This is a genomic window from Mucilaginibacter dorajii (assembly GCF_024808255.1).
Classification (GTDB): Bacteria; Bacteroidota; Bacteroidia; order Sphingobacteriales; family Sphingobacteriaceae; genus Mucilaginibacter; species Mucilaginibacter dorajii.
This window is the reverse complement of record NZ_JANTYS010000014.1, coordinates 13,886-30,860: the sequence shown is the minus strand read 5'-3', so window position 1 is coordinate 30,860 and position 16,975 is coordinate 13,886. Positions and strand designations below refer to the sequence as shown.

Annotated in this window: 18 protein-coding genes; 8 read left to right on the top strand and 10 right to left on the bottom strand. The window is 41.9% G+C overall.

The window, feature by feature from the left end; translation table 11 throughout:
* Positions 1-40: 40 nt before the first annotated feature.
* From FHS10_RS18495 to FHS10_RS18485, 3 genes are all read left to right on the top strand, one after another.
* Complete coding sequence (locus FHS10_RS18495) at positions 41-283, top strand: MoaD/ThiS family protein (protein WP_259093295.1); 243 nt, start codon at positions 41-43, stop codon at positions 281-283.
* A 255-nt stretch (positions 284-538) separates the two neighbouring features.
* The gene (locus tag FHS10_RS18490; RefSeq protein WP_259093293.1) at positions 539-979 is read left to right on the top strand and encodes a GNAT family N-acetyltransferase; all 441 of its coding nucleotides are present in this window, start codon (positions 539-541) and stop codon (positions 977-979) included.
* Entirely contained in the window at positions 976-1,398 is a 423-nt protein-coding gene (locus FHS10_RS18485; protein ID WP_259093292.1) for a molybdenum cofactor biosynthesis protein MoaE, read from the top strand. The genes FHS10_RS18490 and FHS10_RS18485 overlap by 4 nt, the downstream gene beginning before the upstream one ends.
* A gap of 529 nt (positions 1,399-1,927) precedes the next feature.
* Here FHS10_RS18485 and FHS10_RS18480 read toward each other — a convergent pair.
* From FHS10_RS18480 to moaA, 5 genes are all read right to left on the bottom strand, one after another.
* Positions 1,928-2,977 carry a HesA/MoeB/ThiF family protein gene (locus FHS10_RS18480; RefSeq protein WP_259093290.1) on the bottom strand — a complete coding sequence of 350 codons (1,050 nt, stop codon included), beginning with the start codon at positions 2,975-2,977 and terminating at the stop codon, positions 1,928-1,930.
* Positions 2,964-4,160, bottom strand: coding sequence for an NTP transferase domain-containing protein (locus FHS10_RS18475; protein WP_259093289.1), 1,197 nt, complete (start codon positions 4,158-4,160; stop codon positions 2,964-2,966). The genes FHS10_RS18480 and FHS10_RS18475 overlap by 14 nt, the downstream gene beginning before the upstream one ends.
* The gene (gene moaC / locus FHS10_RS18470; protein WP_259093288.1) at positions 4,141-4,611 is read right to left on the bottom strand and encodes a cyclic pyranopterin monophosphate synthase MoaC; all 471 of its coding nucleotides are present in this window, start codon (positions 4,609-4,611) and stop codon (positions 4,141-4,143) included. Before moaC ends, FHS10_RS18475 begins: the two co-directional genes overlap by 20 nt.
* Positions 4,612-4,740: 129 nt before the next feature.
* Entirely contained in the window at positions 4,741-5,934 is a 1,194-nt protein-coding gene (locus FHS10_RS18465) for a molybdopterin molybdotransferase MoeA (RefSeq protein ID WP_259093286.1), read from the bottom strand.
* Positions 5,935-6,149: 215 nt separating this feature from the next.
* Entirely contained in the window at positions 6,150-7,139 is a 990-nt protein-coding gene (moaA, locus tag FHS10_RS18460) for a GTP 3',8-cyclase MoaA (RefSeq protein ID WP_259093285.1), read from the bottom strand.
* A 182-nt stretch (positions 7,140-7,321) separates the two neighbouring features.
* Here moaA and FHS10_RS18455 point away from each other — a divergent pair, with 182 nt between their 5' ends.
* Positions 7,322-8,479, top strand: coding sequence for an XdhC family protein (locus FHS10_RS18455; RefSeq protein ID WP_259093283.1), 1,158 nt, complete (start codon positions 7,322-7,324; stop codon positions 8,477-8,479).
* A 12-nt stretch (positions 8,480-8,491) separates the two neighbouring features.
* Entirely contained in the window at positions 8,492-9,079 is a 588-nt protein-coding gene (locus FHS10_RS18450; RefSeq protein WP_259093281.1) for a nucleotidyltransferase family protein, read from the top strand.
* Positions 9,080-9,149: 70 nt separating this feature from the next.
* Here the strand turns inward: FHS10_RS18450 and FHS10_RS18445 are convergent, their stop codons facing one another.
* The 4 genes from FHS10_RS18445 to FHS10_RS18430 form a co-directional block, all read right to left on the bottom strand.
* A complete protein-coding gene (locus tag FHS10_RS18445) occupies positions 9,150-9,593 on the bottom strand; it encodes a KTSC domain-containing protein (RefSeq protein WP_259093278.1) in 444 nt (147 codons plus the stop codon).
* 270 nt (positions 9,594-9,863) lie between these two features.
* On the bottom strand, positions 9,864-11,042 hold the full coding sequence (locus FHS10_RS18440; RefSeq protein WP_259093275.1) for an aldose epimerase family protein: 1,179 nt from the start codon (positions 11,040-11,042) through the stop codon (positions 9,864-9,866).
* Between the two features lie 34 nt (positions 11,043-11,076).
* Positions 11,077-12,132, bottom strand: a complete 1,056-nt coding sequence (locus tag FHS10_RS18435) for a UDP-glucose--hexose-1-phosphate uridylyltransferase (RefSeq protein ID WP_259093272.1) — start codon at positions 12,130-12,132, stop codon at positions 11,077-11,079.
* Between the two features lie 188 nt (positions 12,133-12,320).
* On the bottom strand, positions 12,321-12,803 hold the full coding sequence (locus FHS10_RS18430; protein ID WP_259093270.1) for a hypothetical protein: 483 nt from the start codon (positions 12,801-12,803) through the stop codon (positions 12,321-12,323).
* 156 nt (positions 12,804-12,959) lie between these two features.
* Between FHS10_RS18430 and FHS10_RS18425 the strand changes: the two genes are divergently transcribed.
* The gene (locus FHS10_RS18425; protein ID WP_259093269.1) at positions 12,960-13,679 is read left to right on the top strand and encodes an RluA family pseudouridine synthase; all 720 of its coding nucleotides are present in this window, start codon (positions 12,960-12,962) and stop codon (positions 13,677-13,679) included.
* Positions 13,680-13,714: 35 nt separating this feature from the next.
* Here the strand turns inward: FHS10_RS18425 and FHS10_RS18420 are convergent, their stop codons facing one another.
* Positions 13,715-13,906 carry a hypothetical protein gene (locus tag FHS10_RS18420; RefSeq protein WP_259093267.1) on the bottom strand — a complete coding sequence of 64 codons (192 nt, stop codon included), beginning with the start codon at positions 13,904-13,906 and terminating at the stop codon, positions 13,715-13,717.
* A 507-nt stretch (positions 13,907-14,413) separates the two neighbouring features.
* On the opposite strand from FHS10_RS18420, the gene FHS10_RS18415 reads away from it, so the two are divergent.
* Positions 14,414-15,619: a hypothetical protein gene (locus tag FHS10_RS18415; RefSeq protein ID WP_259093266.1), complete on the top strand. Its 1,206-nt coding sequence runs from the start codon at positions 14,414-14,416 to the stop codon at positions 15,617-15,619.
* A 304-nt stretch (positions 15,620-15,923) separates the two neighbouring features.
* A complete protein-coding gene (locus FHS10_RS18410; protein WP_259093265.1) occupies positions 15,924-16,934 on the top strand; it encodes a glutamine synthetase beta-grasp domain-containing protein in 1,011 nt (336 codons plus the stop codon).
* Positions 16,935-16,975 lie beyond the last annotated feature (41 nt).

Below are 16,975 nucleotides of genomic sequence, written 5' to 3'. Positions count from 1 at the left end.
TAATTTGTTTTTATATCCCTTTTTGACCTAATTTTGGTTTATGAAGATCAATGTACTTGCATTTGGAGTAACTAAGGAAATATTCGGGAGTTCGACTGTGAGTTTGGAATTGACAAACGATGCAACCATTTACAATTTGAAATATGTATTGGAGCAGCAATACCCAAGGCTAAAACAACTGGCATCATACATGGTTGCCGTAAATAATGAATATGCTTTACCCGGCGACACCATTCATGAACGTGATGAAATAGCGATTATACCGCCGGTAAGTGGAGGATGATTTAGGGACTGTGGGACTTTCAGACTATGGGACTATAAGACTTTTCACCATAGCGATGGGTTTGAAACCCATCGCTATCCGGAGATAAAAACCACGTCATCCTCAACTTGTTTCAGGACCCCATATGCAAAGTATACCGCATGAAGTTTACCTGTCCCGTGGGGCGCCGAAACAAGTTCGGCATGACAATTTAAATACCAAAATAACACAGTAAATCCTTACTCCATAATCCAAAAATCCTTAATCTCCCCAAAAATGAAAATCAGAAGTGCCGCCGTATCCGATCATCCTGCCATATCAAAACTGCTTGCTCAATTAGGGTATCCGGGTTCCGAATCGTTCCTGGAAGAAAATTTGAACCGCATGCTTGGGCAGCCGAACTCCCAGGTTTTGGTGGCCGAACTTGACGGAGCAGTTGCTGGTTTTATTGCCTTTGATTTTTTAACCCAAATGGTAGTAAAGGGCGATTTTGTGCGCATTAGTTGTTTTGCTGTTGATGAATTGGCCCGGGGTAAAGGCGTAGGGAAAATATTAGAAGATGAGCTTACTAAACTGGCCAAAGAAGGTAACTGCGACCGGATAGAAGTGCATTGCCATTCGCGCAGGGTTGATGCTCACCGGTTTTATTTCAGGCAGGGATATCATGAATCGCCAAAGTATTTAATGAAATCATTAATTGATCTGCAAACATTATGAGTAACACGCAAATAGTACTATCCAAAGAAACATTGAATATTCAATCCTGTATTGATTGGGTGATGTCGCCCGAGTCTGGCGGGATAGATGTGTTTATAGGAACCGTGCGCAATGCCACCAAGGGTAAATCCGTTTTAAAGCTCGATTTTGAAGCCTATGAGCCCATGGCCATCAGCGAAATGGAAAAAATAGCCAAACAAGCTTTTGAAAAATGGCCCGTACAAAAAGTATTGATCCATCACCGTACAGGTTTGTTACAGATTGGGGAAGTCCCCGTTGTTATTGCTGTATCCGCCGCCCATCGTGATGCCGCGTTTGACGCTTGTCGCTTTATAATTGACACGCTAAAACAAACGGTACCCATCTGGAAAAAGGAAGCCTTTGAAGATGGCGAAGTTTGGGTAGCAGCGCATCCGTGAGGGATTTCGGATTTAGAAATTTCTATTTCCGATTTTATTCATGGATTGGAGAAAAATTAACTCATTCATTGTCATCTTGAGTTGTAAAATTTCGCGAAATTCTGAAGGTGGAATGACAATATAAAGCTATGTCATTGCGAGTTTTAAAATCCGGCCGCCTCTGAAGGGGGAAATGACAATCACCTTTAACCCCGCCGTCATGCTGAACTTGTTTCAGCACCCCACTCGCTAAGTATACATCATGCGGGTTACCTGTCCTGTGGGGTCCTGAAACAAGTTCAGGATGACTTCCCTTTTTATAACTTGTCATGGGTAGCAACGAAGCAATCGCGAACTGTGCAGATTCGCTCTGTAGAGCATGAGATTGCTTCGTTCCTCGCAATGACATAGTGGGTGGACTTGTCATCGGTAGGAACGAAAGATCTTCGCCCTGCAAATCGTAGACTTTTCAAACGAAGAAGATCCTTCACTGCGTTCAGGATAACAAACTTTTTTTACAATTGGTAGTACCTGAAAATATGCATTACTCCTAAATATATCCCTTCAACCCTCCCTCTAACGATAACAGGTCTGCTTCGGGTATCATTTTAAGAATAAGCTTTACGGCTTCGGCGCTGCGGTTGCCGGTGGCGCAGTAGAGCACTTTGGTTGTTGAGCTTGTAAAAAATGGCAGGTAGCTTTCCAATTCATCCAGCGGAATGTGCGTGCCGCCAATATCGTAGGCGTCGCGTTCCTGTTCGGTACGCACATCAACCAATTCTATATCATCATTTTGCAGCCGACTTTTTAGTTCTCCGGCAGTTATGGTTGAGATGATTACCGTTTCGGTCAATCGCCTGATGTTTGTTTTGGTTACGCTGCCTATTTTAATGATGCGGCTTTGCATGCTTTGCGCGTCAAATATCAGCACTTTTCCGGCCAGCAGTTCGCCGGTTTGGGTAATGTATTTGATAACCTCGTTGGCCTGCATACAGCCTATGATACCAGCCAACGTTGGTATTACACCCCCCTCGGTACAGTTAGGGATCTGGGTGGCGTCAACCTTTGGGAAAAGGTCCCGGTAATTTGGTGATCGCTGGTCGTCTTTACATTTTACGTTCCATACCGCAACCTGGCCTTCAAACTGGTAAATTGCGCCATAAACCAATGGTTTACCATTTAAAACACAGGCATCGTTGAGCAAATAACGGGTTTCAAAATTATCGGTACCATCAATAACAATATCATACTGTTTCACAATATCCAGCACATTGGTTGATGTGATCTTCTCAACATGCGGCAACAGCTTTACGCCGGGGTTTTGTGCCTGTAAACGCATGCAGGCCAGGATCGCTTTCTCCTGCCCTATATCAGCGGGTGTATATAAAATTTGCCTGTGCAGGTTACTTTCAGATACTACATCGAAGTCGGCGATGCCGATAGTACCTACTCCGGTTGATGTCAAATATTGAGCGGCAGGGCAACCTAAGCCTCCGGCCCCCACAATGAGTACTTTGGCTTGTTGCAGCAGCTTTTGAGCGGTTTCGCTAAAGCCGGGCAATGCCATTTGGCAGCTGTATCTTAAATTATGATCCTTCATTAGTTGCGGCTAATTTTTGTTGGATAATCTTTCTTACAGTTTCTAATTCTTCGGGTGTATTTACGTTAGTGAGCGCCTCGGGTTGCGGAGCATTCAATAAAGTGATATCGGTATTGATCAGTACTTTCCTTGGACAGGAATATCCCTGCGCCAAAAACGATAGTAAAATGGGATAACTCTTCGGCTCCCAGATGGCTATCAACGGCTCCGGAAAATCGGTAACGGGACTATGATAAGCCGTAGCAACCGACGAGCTATTGCGCCAGGCCACCAGGTTACGCAAAGTACCCTCATCCATCAAAGGCAAATCGCAGGCTATCACCAGCCAGGCACTATCCGGCTGTTCGCGAAAGGCAGATAGTATAGCACCATACGGACCGAGCCCTGTAAACGTATCCACTAAAGCAGGATATGGCGAATGATTTTGAGGTAATTGATCTGCGGCGTAAGAAATATAGACTTCGTTACAGAACGGCTTCAGCATATCGGCCATATGGTAACGCTGTGGTTCGCCATACAAGTTGATTTCCCCCTTATCAAAACCCATGCGCTGGCTTTTACCTCCAGCCAATACCAGGCCGTTTAAAACGGGTTTGGCTTGTTTTAAACGGGTATCAAAAAAGGCAACGATCTTTTCCTTATCCGCCAATTTATAAACCGGAATTTGCTGCCAGTCTGGAATAGTTTCCCTGATAAAATCAAACAGATCGTCGCTGTTATCGGCTAATAAAAACAGTTCAACATTGGTAAGCTGGTCAAGCCGTTTCAATAACGAAGCCCGCTTATTGATATCGATAATAACTATCTGTGCTTTTGCCTGCTGATGGTTGCCGTTTACCAGTACCATATCTGCATTGGCAAATTGCTGCTTGAGCTGATAAGGCATCAACGGATTTTGAAAATTGAATTGCTGATAGTTTAACTGATTTGTATAATCCACTACGGCGCCTGCAGCTAAGCGACCTGGCAGCAAGGTTAAATCATCATTGTGCGATGTATCTACATAGGCACATCGGTAGGTACTACCCAATGCAGTAATTACGTCATCGGCTAATAGTTTGATCACCACGCATGGCCCGCCAACAATAGCCCATTCATTGCGGCCGTAATTACCAATAGCCGGCTTTAGCAGCTTAGCGTGTTTTCTATGTTTCTTTTCGGGATTACCCTCGTTTAAAGTCACGTTTACCTCCTGTTTTTGCTATCAGTTTGGTTTCTTTAATTACAATATCATGGCTCATGGCCTTGCACATATCATACACGGTAAGCGCTGCAATGGACGCCCCAACTAAAGCTTCCATCTCGATCCCTGTTTTGGCTGTTATGCTGGCTGTACATTCAATTACAATTTCCTGCTGTTCATTAACATCTATGGTAACACTGCAGTTATCCATCCCCAGCGGGTGACAAAGCGGAATCAGTTCCCCCGTCTTTTTTGCAGCCATGATACCGGCGATAATAGCCGTTTGAAAAACCGGGCCTTTTTTACTCATCAGGTCGCCATTAACCAAATGTTGCAGCACCTCATCGGGCAGTACCACAATACTGCGCGCGGTGGCTGTGCGGTGTGTAACCTGCTTTGCGGTTACATCAACCATCGCCGGGTTGCCTTGTTTATCTATATGGGTTAACATTTAACACGATTTTAAGGATTAAACAGGATTTATAAGATTTTAACACGATTATATGAATGCTAAAGATTTACAGGTTTACTAAATAAGTTAAGATAAATCATGTTAATCTATCAAATCTTACAAATCGTGTTAAAATTTCCATACCCTGAACACCTCTCCCTTTTTAAATTCATTCCTTTCAAGCGGTAATTCTAAAAAAGCTTCAGTATCTGCTAAGTTAGCAAAATCGCCCGATCCATTTCCTTCAACCGGCGAGGCCATAAGTTGGCCATGCTGGTTACTTTTTAGTTTTACTTGCAAATAGTATTGCAATGCGGGTAAAAACTCAAAATCCTTATCTAAAACCGCATATACGGGCAATTGTTGGGGCAAGCCAAGTGTTGCGTTAAGCCAGGTTAAAAAATAACGGTGCAGGCACACAAAAGTAGCAACCGGGTTGCCCGGGAAGGCAAAAACCAACGCGCCATCTTTATCCCTGCCAAACCAAAATGGTTTACCCGGGCGTTGCGCTACTTTATGAAAAATATTTTCAACCTGCAAATCCTCCAATGCCTGCGGGATGTAATCAAACTTACCCATGCTGATACCACCGCTTAACAACAACACATCATAGTTTTGCAGGCAGTGCTGAATCTGTATTTTGGTTACTTCCGGATCATCGGGAATATGCAGTACATCGGCCTGTAAACCATGTTGCTTTAAAACAGCTTTTACAGTGTAACTATTTGATTTACGGATCTGGTATGGCGATGGTATTTGATCAACATCCACCAGTTCGTCGCCCGAGGAAATGATCACCACACGTGGTGTTTTTTTTACAAGTAAATGCGTTTTGCCTACCGATGCTGCCAGGCTGATGATAGCAGGCGTAACCATTTGACCCGATGCTGCAAGTACATCGCCCTGCTTTTTATCTATTCCCCGCGGATGAATGTTTTGCCCCTTTTTAATATCCTGTACATAAACGCAGGCCTGCCCCGCCCTTATCTCCACATCTTCGTAGCGGATTACCGTATCAGCAGAAGCAGGTAAAACAGCGCCTGTCATAATCTCAATGCATTCGTTGGGCTCGTCAATTGTCGCCGGCTCATCGCCGGCAGCCTGGGTTGCTTTAATTTTAAAAGTGTTGATACCATTCTGCAAAGCATCGTAACTAACCGCAATACCATCCATGGTTACCCGGTTAAAGGGCGGCAGGTCACGGTCGGCCAGTATTGGTTCGGCCAATACTTTGCCTAAAGCCTGTTCAAAGGGTACGGTTTCGTTCCCGTAATCCTTTAACTGTGCCAATATGAGTTTTTCTGCCTGTTCAACAGTAGTCATTTTATAAGCTTAAAGCCGGGTGCGAAAAGCAGAAAGCTTTTACCTAAACGGCGTTGGTTTATCTTTTTCGTAAAGACGCATATTTGCGTCTCCAGCTATACAGAGCGAATTTGCAAATCGAATTTGCGTATTTGATTTGCATACGGCAGACGCATGTGATGCGTCTCTACAAAATGAAAAAGCTTTCGGCCTTAAGCCTTCCGCTTTTAGCACTTCTATCCTCCAATCGTAGCCATTGATTCATGAATTCCAGGATGCACCACCCGCAACTTCTCAGCTTCCCATCCATCTTTAGCGCGGTTGCCAAAGGCGGTAAGCAGGGCAAGCTGCAAATCATTATCAGTAGCTCCCCCTCGCATCAGGTCTTTTATATTCAGCCCGCCATCATCATAAAGGCAGGTTTTCAATTCGCCTTGTGGGGTTATCCTTATCCTGTTACAGGTACCACAAAAGGTACGTGAATAGGCTGCTATAACGCCAACCGTACCCAGATGCCCGGGCACCTGGTAATTATAGGCGGTTGAATAAGCCGGATCAACTAGTTTCTGAATATCGGGATATTTGCTTTTGATTTCATCCAAAATGCGCACATGATCCCATTGCAAACCTGTATATAAATGTCCATCGCCATTAAAAGGCATTTCTTCAATAAAGCGCACGCTCACAGGCATATCTTTGGTCATTTCCACCAAGGGGATAATATCCTGGGTGTTTTGCCCATCCATTACCACGGCATTTATCTTAACCTCTGTATCATGTTTCAACAAGGCATCTAAAGTGGCCATTACATTGGCAAATTCGTCCCTGCGGGTAATGGTAAAAAAACGATTGGCATCCAGGGTATCCAGGCTCAGGTTTACAGACCGTACACCTATCTTTTTCAATTCAGGAACAAAGGGAGCCGTCAATACGCCGTTGGTGGTTAAGCTTAATTCCTTCAGGCCATCTAATTTTGAAATGGCGGTGAGCAATTGCATCAGGTCCTTGCGTACAAAGGGCTCGCCGCCGGTAATGCGGATCTTTTCTATCCCCATTTTAACCATTAACGAGCAGCTGTGCAGCATTTCTTCATAGCTCATTAATTCCTTACGGGATAGCCAGTTTAGGCCGTGCTCGGGCATGCAGTAAAAACAGCGCAGGTTACACCTGTCGGTCACCGCAAGGCGAAGGTAGTTTATCGGTCGACCGTGATTATCTATTAGCAAGTGATCAAATTTACCTGGTACATTTTTGTTAACAACTTTAACGTTTTTTAAGTTTGATGATCGTTAGTGTAAAAGTAAATATTACAATTTTTACCCGTGTGGTTTAAATGTATTTTTATTGTTTAAATAATCTGATATTAGATTATCACACTGCATTTACCAAACAGCCTGCTACATAACCCGTGAAAGAACTTAAAGATATTGTAACCGCTTTTGATATCGCCGAAAAAAACGGCCTGCAAACCGCTTTGGCCACAGTAGTGCACGTGGAGGGCTCTTCCTATCGGCGTGCCGGTGCCCGCATGCTCATTACCGAAAACGGACAACTTACCGGTGCCATAAGCGGCGGCTGTTTAGAGGGCGATGCCCTGCGCAAAGCCCGCCTGGTAATGGCGCAAAGTAAACCAATGCTGGTTACTTATGACACTACCGATGACGATGATGCCAAATTTGGTGTTGGCCTTGGCTGCAACGGCATTATACACATATTGATAGAGCCTGTTTTTACGGCAAAAAAAGATAATCCTATCCAGCTTTTTAAAAAGTTTTTGAGCCGGCGCGAACCTGTGGTACTCATTACCCTGTTTACCATGAATGATAAGCAGGCTGCGCAGCCTGGTACCTGCCTGCTGTTGAATAAGGACAAACAAATCACCGGCAAATTTCCGGATGAAGCAATCACAACGGACTTATTAAGCGATGCCATGGATGTGCTGCAGCATGGTAACTCGGTAACCAAAACTTATTTATATGGCGATAAGTTTACCTGTTTTATTGAACTGATGCAGCCGGCAGTTTCGCTGGTGATATTTGGGGCGGGGAATGACGCCATTCCGCTGGTGCAGATCGCATCAGTACTGGGCTGGCAAATTTACATAGTGGACGGACGTTCAAATTATGCCATTCCCGAAAGGTTTCCGCAGGCCCAAAAGATCATTACATCAAAAGCCGAAAACGTACTTGAACATATAGTTATTGATGAGCGCACCGTAATTATATTAATGACACACAACTATAATTACGATAGTTGCGTATTAAAGCAATTGCTGCCGCTAAAACCCTCCTACATCGGGGTTTTAGGCCCCCAAAAACGCTTACAAAAAATACTGGATGAGTTTGCCCAAAATGGTGAAAAAACAAGCCCTGAGTTATTAGAAAACGTTTTTGGGCCGGCGGGTTTGGATATAGGATCAGAAAATGCCGATGAAATTGCCCTATCGATCATTGCCGAAATGCAGGCTGTGCTCAAAACAAGAACAGGCACTTCATTACGCTATAAAACCATTATTCACAACCGCATGCCCCAGCAAATTATACAGCAACCTATGCTTAAACAATAATGAACAAAAGGAATGACGGGGATAATTATACTTGCTGCGGGCTCATCAAGCCGCTTCGGATCGCCTAAACAAAACCTGGTTTACCAGGGTAAAACTTTATTGCAAAGGGCTATTCAAACCGCCATCACGTCAACCTGCTGCGATTGTGTATTGGTAGTACTGGGTGCCAATGAAGGCGAGATCAGGCCCAGTATTTCCGATCAGCAGGTACATATCACCTATAACCCGCAGTGGCACGAAGGCATGTCAACCTCTATCAGACAGGGACTGGCAGAAATTCAACGCCTTGAACCGTTGGTAACATCAGTGATTTTTATGCTGTGCGACCAGCCTTTTGTCGATCCGCTACTACTATATCAATTAACAGAGCGAAAGGCCGAAAATGACCACGCCATTGTGGCCTGCGAATATAAAGGCGCCTTAGGTGTGCCTGCCCTGTTCGATGAATCGTACTTTGACCGGCTTTCAGAACTGGAAGGCCAGGATGGCGCAAAAAAACTCATCAGCCTTTACCCTGATGATGTAGTATCGGTACCATTTGCCTTAGGCGCAATTGATATAGATACCATTGAAGATTTTGAAAGGCTTAATAATAGGTAGTAAGGAGTTTTGAGTGATGAGTTTTGAGTTGAAAAACCACCCACAACTCATCACTCAAAACTTATATAACTTAGGCGTTAGCAACTAATCTGCTCGCGCTCCTGTAAACATACTCGTTATAAATATGCCTGCGGGCAAATCTTCCCGGCGAATCTGCATTGATCAGTTTTACATAAACCGCTTTAGGCACATCAAAATATTCATAAGTGTTGCCGTCTAAAAAGGTAACGGTAAGCACCTGCGATTTGTATTCAAAATCGGCTATGTTTGATAATGTTGTAGTTGCATTATAGGCGTCTAATGTTTGGTTACGTGTTTCGGGAGCAATGCTCACCAAAAAATGATAAGCCTCAATAATGGTTTTGCTTTTTTCTTCGGCCTCTATCCTGCTCTCATCCTGAAATTTATCCGGATGCCAGGTTTTCATCATATTCCTGTAATTGGTTTTTAATTCCTGTAGTTCGGCAGCTTCGGTTACATCTAAAAGCTTTCTGTAGTCGACAATTTTTTTCATTGTATTAAATTTTATTTATTGTCGTTGAAGCCGAAAGCACTAAAAATCAAGCCCTTTGTTTTCAAGAAAATAATGGCGCAAAGGTACGCTTTTTAAGCAACAATTTATAGGGTGCAATGCGAAATGATTTTACTAACAAATGTGGGGTAGATTTATTTAGCAATGCACGGTGTAGCAGATTGACCATTATACCCTTCAATTCACTGAAAACAAAAAAGGCTCTACCCCAATGGCAGAACCTTTTTTTATTAATTACCTATAGTTACCGGCTTATTTTACTACCGAAAACTTGTACAACGATTGTGTTTTGTAAGTCTCGCCCGGTTTCAATTCTGTCGACGGGAAAGATGGCTGATTAGGTGAATCAGGGTAGTGCTGGGTTTCCATAGCAAACGAGGTGCGAAACTCATCTTTAATACCACGCTTCATGGCATTTTTGGCCTGCATAAAGTTCCCGCTATAAAACTGTAAGCCAGGCTCTTCGGTAAATACTTCCATTTTAATACCGCTTTTATCGCCTATAACAGTTGCTATTGGGGTACTCAAGTCGTGCTTGTTTAAAACAAAGTTATGATCATAACCTTTGCCATCCTTTAACTGTACGTTATCATCATTAATTCTTTTGCCAATAGTTTCAGGCTTGGTGAAATCAAATGGGGTGCCTTTTACCGGCTCAATTTTACCTAACGGGATTAATCCCGCATCAACCGGAATATAATTATCGGCATTAACCTGTACCAAATGGTTCAGGATGGTACCGCTGCCTTCGCCATTCAAGTTAAAAAATGCATGATTGGTTAAGTTAACCACGGTATTTTTATCAGTATGCGCTTCGTACACACATTTAAATTCGTTGTTATCAGTTAAACTGTAAGTAACCTTAACGGTTAGGTTACCAGGAAAACCTTCTTCCATATCTTTTGAAAGATAGGTAAGTTCAAGGGTTGATGAGTCGATAAGTTTACCGTCCCAAACTACACTTTGATAACCATTTTTACCCCCGTGTAAAGTATTTGGCGGATTGTTGATAGATGATTGATAATCTTTACCATCTAACTTAAAATGACCTTTGGCAATACGGTTACCATATCTGCCTATAGTAGCGCCATAATATGGCTCAGTGGAGTTAATGAAGCCGTCAACGCTTTCATAACCCAAAACAACATCCGTAAGCTTACCTGTTTTATCGGGCACCAGCAGGCTCACTATACGGCCGCCATAGTTGGTAAATGTAGCGATAACGCCGTTTTTATTTTTTAGCGTGTACAGGTGGGTTTGTTTGCCATCAATTGTTTTTTCAAACGCTGCGGCCGGCCCTTTGGTGCTATCCGTTTTTGTGCTGTCTGCCATATTGGTTGTTTTGTTTTGGGTTGATGTTTGATTACAGGCCGCCAAAGATAGGCAGGCCGGTAATATCATCAATGATAGATTTTTAAATAAGTGGTTCATAAAATAGGTGTTTTATATTGGTTTAAATATTTGCTTAAGCTTTAACCTTATAATGTACCTCGCTCAGGTTTCTCAACCTGTCTGCCGCAAATTCGGCTGTGATATCCCGTTGCGGGTTAGCCAGCATTTCGTACCCAACCATAAATTTTTTCACCGTAGCAGACCGCAGCAAAGGCGGGTAAAAATGCATATGCCAGTGCCAGTAAGGCTGATCGCCCATGTTTACCGGCGATTGGTGCATGCCTGCCGAATATGGGAACGATGTTTCGAACATATTATCGTAACGTACCGTTAGTCTTTTAATGGCATCGGCCAGGGCTGTTTTTTCCTCATCAGTAAAATAAATAATGCTGGTGATATGCCTCTTGCTTACTATCATAGTTTCGTAAGGCCAAACAGCCCAAAACGGCACTAAAACAACAAAATGTTCATTTTCAAATATAATGCGTTCCTGGCGTTTAAGCTCAAGCGCAACGTAATCTGCAAGCAGGCTCGTGCCTTTTTGTTCGAAATATATTTTTTGCTGCTGAGTTTCTTTGGCAACCTCGACCGGGATACTGTTTTGCGCCCAGATTTGTCCATGCGGATGTGGATTGCTGCAGCCCATAATATCGCCTTTGTTTTCAAAGATCTGGATATGTTTAATCCAGGGATAAGAAGCAAGATCTTCAAACTCCGTTTGCCATACGTCAACAACTTTCCTGATCTCGGCCGTTTGCATCTGAGGCAAAGTCAAATCATGACGGGGTGAAAAACTGATAACCCGGCAAATGCCTTTTTGACTGTTGGCCACCAACAGCTCATCATCATTTAGTCCACCGTCGGGCGTGTTTAATAACAAAGACGAATAATCGTTTGTAAAAACAAAACTTGCTTTGTAATCCGGGTTTTCGCTGCCATCGGCCCTTTTATTGGTTGGGCACAGGTAACACTGTGGGTCGTAAGCGGGGCGTTCATCAGCCTGGGTAGCTTCAACCTTACCCTGCCAGGGGCGTTTTGTACGATGCGGCGATACCAGGATCCAATCGCCGGTTAATATATTTAAACGGCTATGCGGATGCTCTTTAAGATCAAAATTAGTAGTTTCCATTGTGTTATATCCAGGTTTTTATTGGCTTATGGGCAATTGGCTATGCCTTTGATATTTCAAAAGTAGAAAAATAAATGTAAACCCTACATTTAAAATAAAAAAGTTAAAAAATCTATTTTGTTAACCCCCAAATACAAAAAAGGCGGCAAGCTTTACGCTTACCGCCTTTACATAGTTTTTTATCTGGTTTATTTAGCTGCAACAACCTTCTTCTTAACCGCGGTAGCGGCTTTGGCCGTTTTAGTTGCAACAGTTTTTTTAGCATCAGCTGCCACATTTTTTGCTTTTGTAGTAATCGCTTTAGCTTTTGTATCGGCTTTGGCTTTAACGTCTGCTGCTGCTTTTTTTGCTGTGTCCGTTTCTTCTTTGGCTTTGGCTGTAATAGTTTTAGCTTTTTCGGCTGCCTTGGCTTTCACCTCAGTAGCAGCGGCTTTTGCTTTATCAGCAGTTACCTTAGCTTTGCTAGTTACGGCGGCTTTAGCGGTTGCAGCCTTTTTTGTGGCGGTTGCTTTTTTGACGGTAATCTTATCTTTAAGGTCTTCGTATTTATCTTCGGCTGCTTCTTTTACGTCTTCGGCTGTATCTTTGGTGCTATCCCAAAGTCCTTCTATCGTTTCTTTAACCTTCTCAAAAAATCCTTTTTCTTCAGGTTTGGTTGCGTTAGTACTCATGATGTTTTTATTTATAGGTAAATGTTTTATTTTATAAGATAACCATAGTAATTAATCTTTGTTTTACAATGATTAAACAAATGCAGGTTTAATAGCTTGGCACATTGATAACTGTTTTAAATTATAAACCGTATTTTTGCCGGCTATAAGTAAAATATGAAGTTTCCGAAATTTGCCGACCTGATACTGTTTGAGAATGATGATGTGATTGTAGTGAACAAGCCGCCCTTTTTAAGTTCGCTTGATGAGCGCGAAGGCGGCGAAGTGAACTTATTACGCCTGGCAAAAGGTTATTGGGAAGACGCACAAATCTGCCATCGCCTGGATAAGGAAACCTCGGGCGCACTAATCATTGCCAAAAACCCTGAAGCTTACCGGCTGGTATCTATGCAGTTTGAAAAGCGCAAAGTAAAAAAGGTGTACCACGCCGTGATAGATGGCACCCACACTTTTGATGGTTTATTAGTTGACTTACCTATATTAAATGTAGGCAAAGGCAACGTAACCATTAGCCGCCAGGAAGGCAAACGAGCCGAAACCTGGTTTCAGTCGTTAAAATATTTTAAGCATTACACATTAGTAGAGTGCCGCCCGGTAACCGGCCGCATGCACCAGATAAGGATACACCTGGCAACTCAACGCGCATCGATAGCCGGAGACGATATGTACAAAGGTGAGCCCGTTTTTTTATCAAAAATAAAGAGGAAATACCATTTAGGTAAAGATCAGGAAGAGCTACCGATCATGAAAAGATTTGCGTTGCACGCTTATGAGGTTACCTTCCGCATCAACCCCGAAACCGAGATTACTATACATGCACCTTATCCAAAGGATTTTGAAACGCTTTTAAAGCTTCTGGAGAAATTTGATAGCTAATGCCATCAAATTTCTCCAGAAGCTTGGGGTAGGTACTATTTATCTGTGATAGTATCTTTTCTTAATGTAAGCCTTGACCTATCTGTAATGGTGTCTTTCTTAAGAGACTGAAGAGCAGAACCACCATTAAGAGTAGCCTTAGAAGCTGGTTTTACCGAGCTTTCTTTGGTACAAGAAGAGTAACCGATGGCAACAATAGCCAGGCATAAAAGAGTAATCTTTTTCATAATAAAATTTAAGTTTACAAAACTAATGTTTTTTTGAAATTATTCCTATATGGAATAATTTCGTTTATTGAACTTTAACGAAACTTTACCCTTTTAGTTACGTAGCGTTTTAATTATTTATCATTTTTCAAATACTTATTTTATTACCTTATATAGTTACAAATATTTGAACAGTAATTAATTAATTTTTACTCCTATTTGGTTTATTCGTCAACAAACGTAATTTTATGATAAATTGCCTGCACGTTGAAAAGACTGCGATTTACCCCTATCTTATTTTTTATTTGCTTATTTAAAGCAACTTACGCCCAGGCCCATGTAACAACGGATAGCCTTACTAATTACGTTTTGCTTCAGGATCAGGAGAAACGGGAAACAAAGGTGATTAAGTACATCAAAACTTTTTTTCAGAGCGCCCCTCTCACCCAGCTCGAATCGAAAAAAACAGCAATTGCCGATACCTTCTCAAAATATAATTTAGAACATAAAGAATCTATTATATACTTTATGGAAAGTATATATCAGCGAAGGCTTTCAAAACTACAGGAATCACAAAACGCCCTGGTAAAAGCTATTGATGAAGCCCACAAAGACAATGACCATCTTTTGCTTTTTGATTATTTTACTCACCTGGCCTTTGTGCAAACAGATGAGGGCAATTCTATCGGAGCAGTATCAAGTTATGGCTGGGCAAAAAAAGAAGTGGAAAAACTTAATAACCCTTATTTAGAGGCGTTACTAAATGTTAACATATCTGATATTTATTATAAAAGCGGCTTATATAGCCAGTCGCTATCTTATCTTGACCAGGCACAGCGGCTTATTGACGAAAACAAGATCGTTAAGCTAAATATATTAAGCTTAATTACCTATAATAAGGCCGAGAATTATTTCAGAACAAAAAACTATGACTCATTAAAACTATGTCATGAAAAGTTACTTGGCCCCAAAAATCAAAGTTATAAGTTACATACCTACCAAAAACGTACAGGTTATTATTTAAGCCTGCTAAAACACAACTATAAAGGTGCGATACTTGAGATTAACGCCTTGTTTAATGATAAACTATACGTTAAAAACGAGCTTGAGGAACAATTACTTGCCCGCGCGTACCTTAGCGACGGGCAAATTGATTCGGCAAAATTTTGGGTAGATAAACAACTTGAACAGCAATCAAAAGTAAACCACCCCGAAATAAAATATCAGCTATACGAGATGCTTGCCCAAATTGCGGAGCGTAAAAACGATGACAAGCTTGCTGCCGGCAATTACAAGATTGCGCTTGACGAGTTAAAACAAAATATAGCCAACCTTTCGCAGGTGGGTGATAAATCATCGCAAATAAAAATAAACGAGGTACAAAACCTTTACTACGTAAACCTGCTAAAATACCAGCGTGAGCGTTTATGGATGCTATTTGCCATAGCACTTGCTGTAATAACCGTTATTATTGTAGCCATTTTTTATCGAAGTAGCAGACAAAAACGACACTATGAACAGCTATTATTTGCCGCAAAAAAACAGGAGTTGGCCACTATTAACTCGCATGAAGTACGCAATCACCTTTCAAACATCCTGGGTTTGCTTGACCTTTCCAAGGATATTGAAACCAAGGAAGAATTACTTAAGATACAACGATTCCTACAGCACTCCGCCGAAGAATTAGACAAAAACCTTAAAAACGTATCTGAAAAACTAAGCGAAAAAGATTAAAGCTCATTAAACTATGTTTTCTCTTACTTTATAGCTGATTCCGTTGCCAGAATTTGCTTCTTTTGCATTTTTAGCAAAAAAAACCATCCAATACGCCCTAAAAATAACAATTTGCTAAATACGTGCTTTATAGGGTTAATTATTGTACATTTACAATTAAAAGAAGGTGTTTGTAGAAAAAATTTATAAAAAAAACGCAAAATCATGGTGATTTTTGTAAAAAAAATTTAAATTCGCCTTATTAATTGGCGAGATTAATACAAAAACTATCATTTGAACCCCAACTTTAGTAATTAATTAAAAAATGGCAACTAAACTCGAGTACATTTGGCTTGATGGCTACAAACCAACACAAAGCCTACGTAGCAAAACAAAAATTGTAAAAGAATTCAGCGGTAAAGTAGAAGATCTGGAAAACTGGAGCTTTGACGGATCGTCAACTGAGCAAGCACCAGGTGGTTCATCTGATTGTATATTAAAACCAGTTTTTACCTGCCCTGATCCACAAAGAAAAAGCGCTTACCTGGTAATGTGCGAAGTTTTAGATTCAAAAGGTCAACCTCACGAATCAAACGGTCGTGCTTTAATCCAGGACGATGATAATGATTTTTGGTTTGGTTTTGAGCAGGAGTACTTTTTATGGGACCCTAAAACCAACAAACCGCTTGGTTTCCCGGCTGGCGGCTACCCTGCCCCACAAGGCCCATACTATTGCTCTGTAGGCGCAAACAACGCTTACGGTCGCGAAATTGTTGAAGAACACTTAGACGTATGTTTAGAAGCAGGCTTAAACGTTGAAGGTATCAACGCCGAAGTGGCAGCAGGTCAGTGGGAATTCCAGATCTTTGCTAAAGGAGCTAAAGAAGCTGGTGACCAAATCTGGGTTGCCCGTTATTTATTAGAAAGAATTGGCGAAAGCTATGGCGTATCTATCAACTGGCATTGCAAACCGCTTGGTCAATTAGACTGGAACGGTTCTGGTATGCACGCTAACTTCTCAAATACATTATTGCGTACTGCAAACAGCGAGGAGAAATTTAAAGCAGTTTGTGAGGCATTCCGTCCGGCTGTAGCTGAGTGTATCGCTGTATACGGCGCTGATAATGATCAGCGTTTAACCGGCAAACACGAAACCGCTTCAATCCATGACTTTAGCTACGGTGTATCTGATCGTGGTGCCTCTATCCGTATCCCTCTTTATGCTGTTGATCATAACTGGAGTGGTTACCTGGAAGATCGTCGCCCTAACTCAGCTGCAGATCCATACAAAGTTGCCGCGGTTATTATCAAAACTGTTAAAACTGCTAAAGTTTAATCCCCCGCATATAACTACTAATGTCCCCTGGTTTGAAAAAA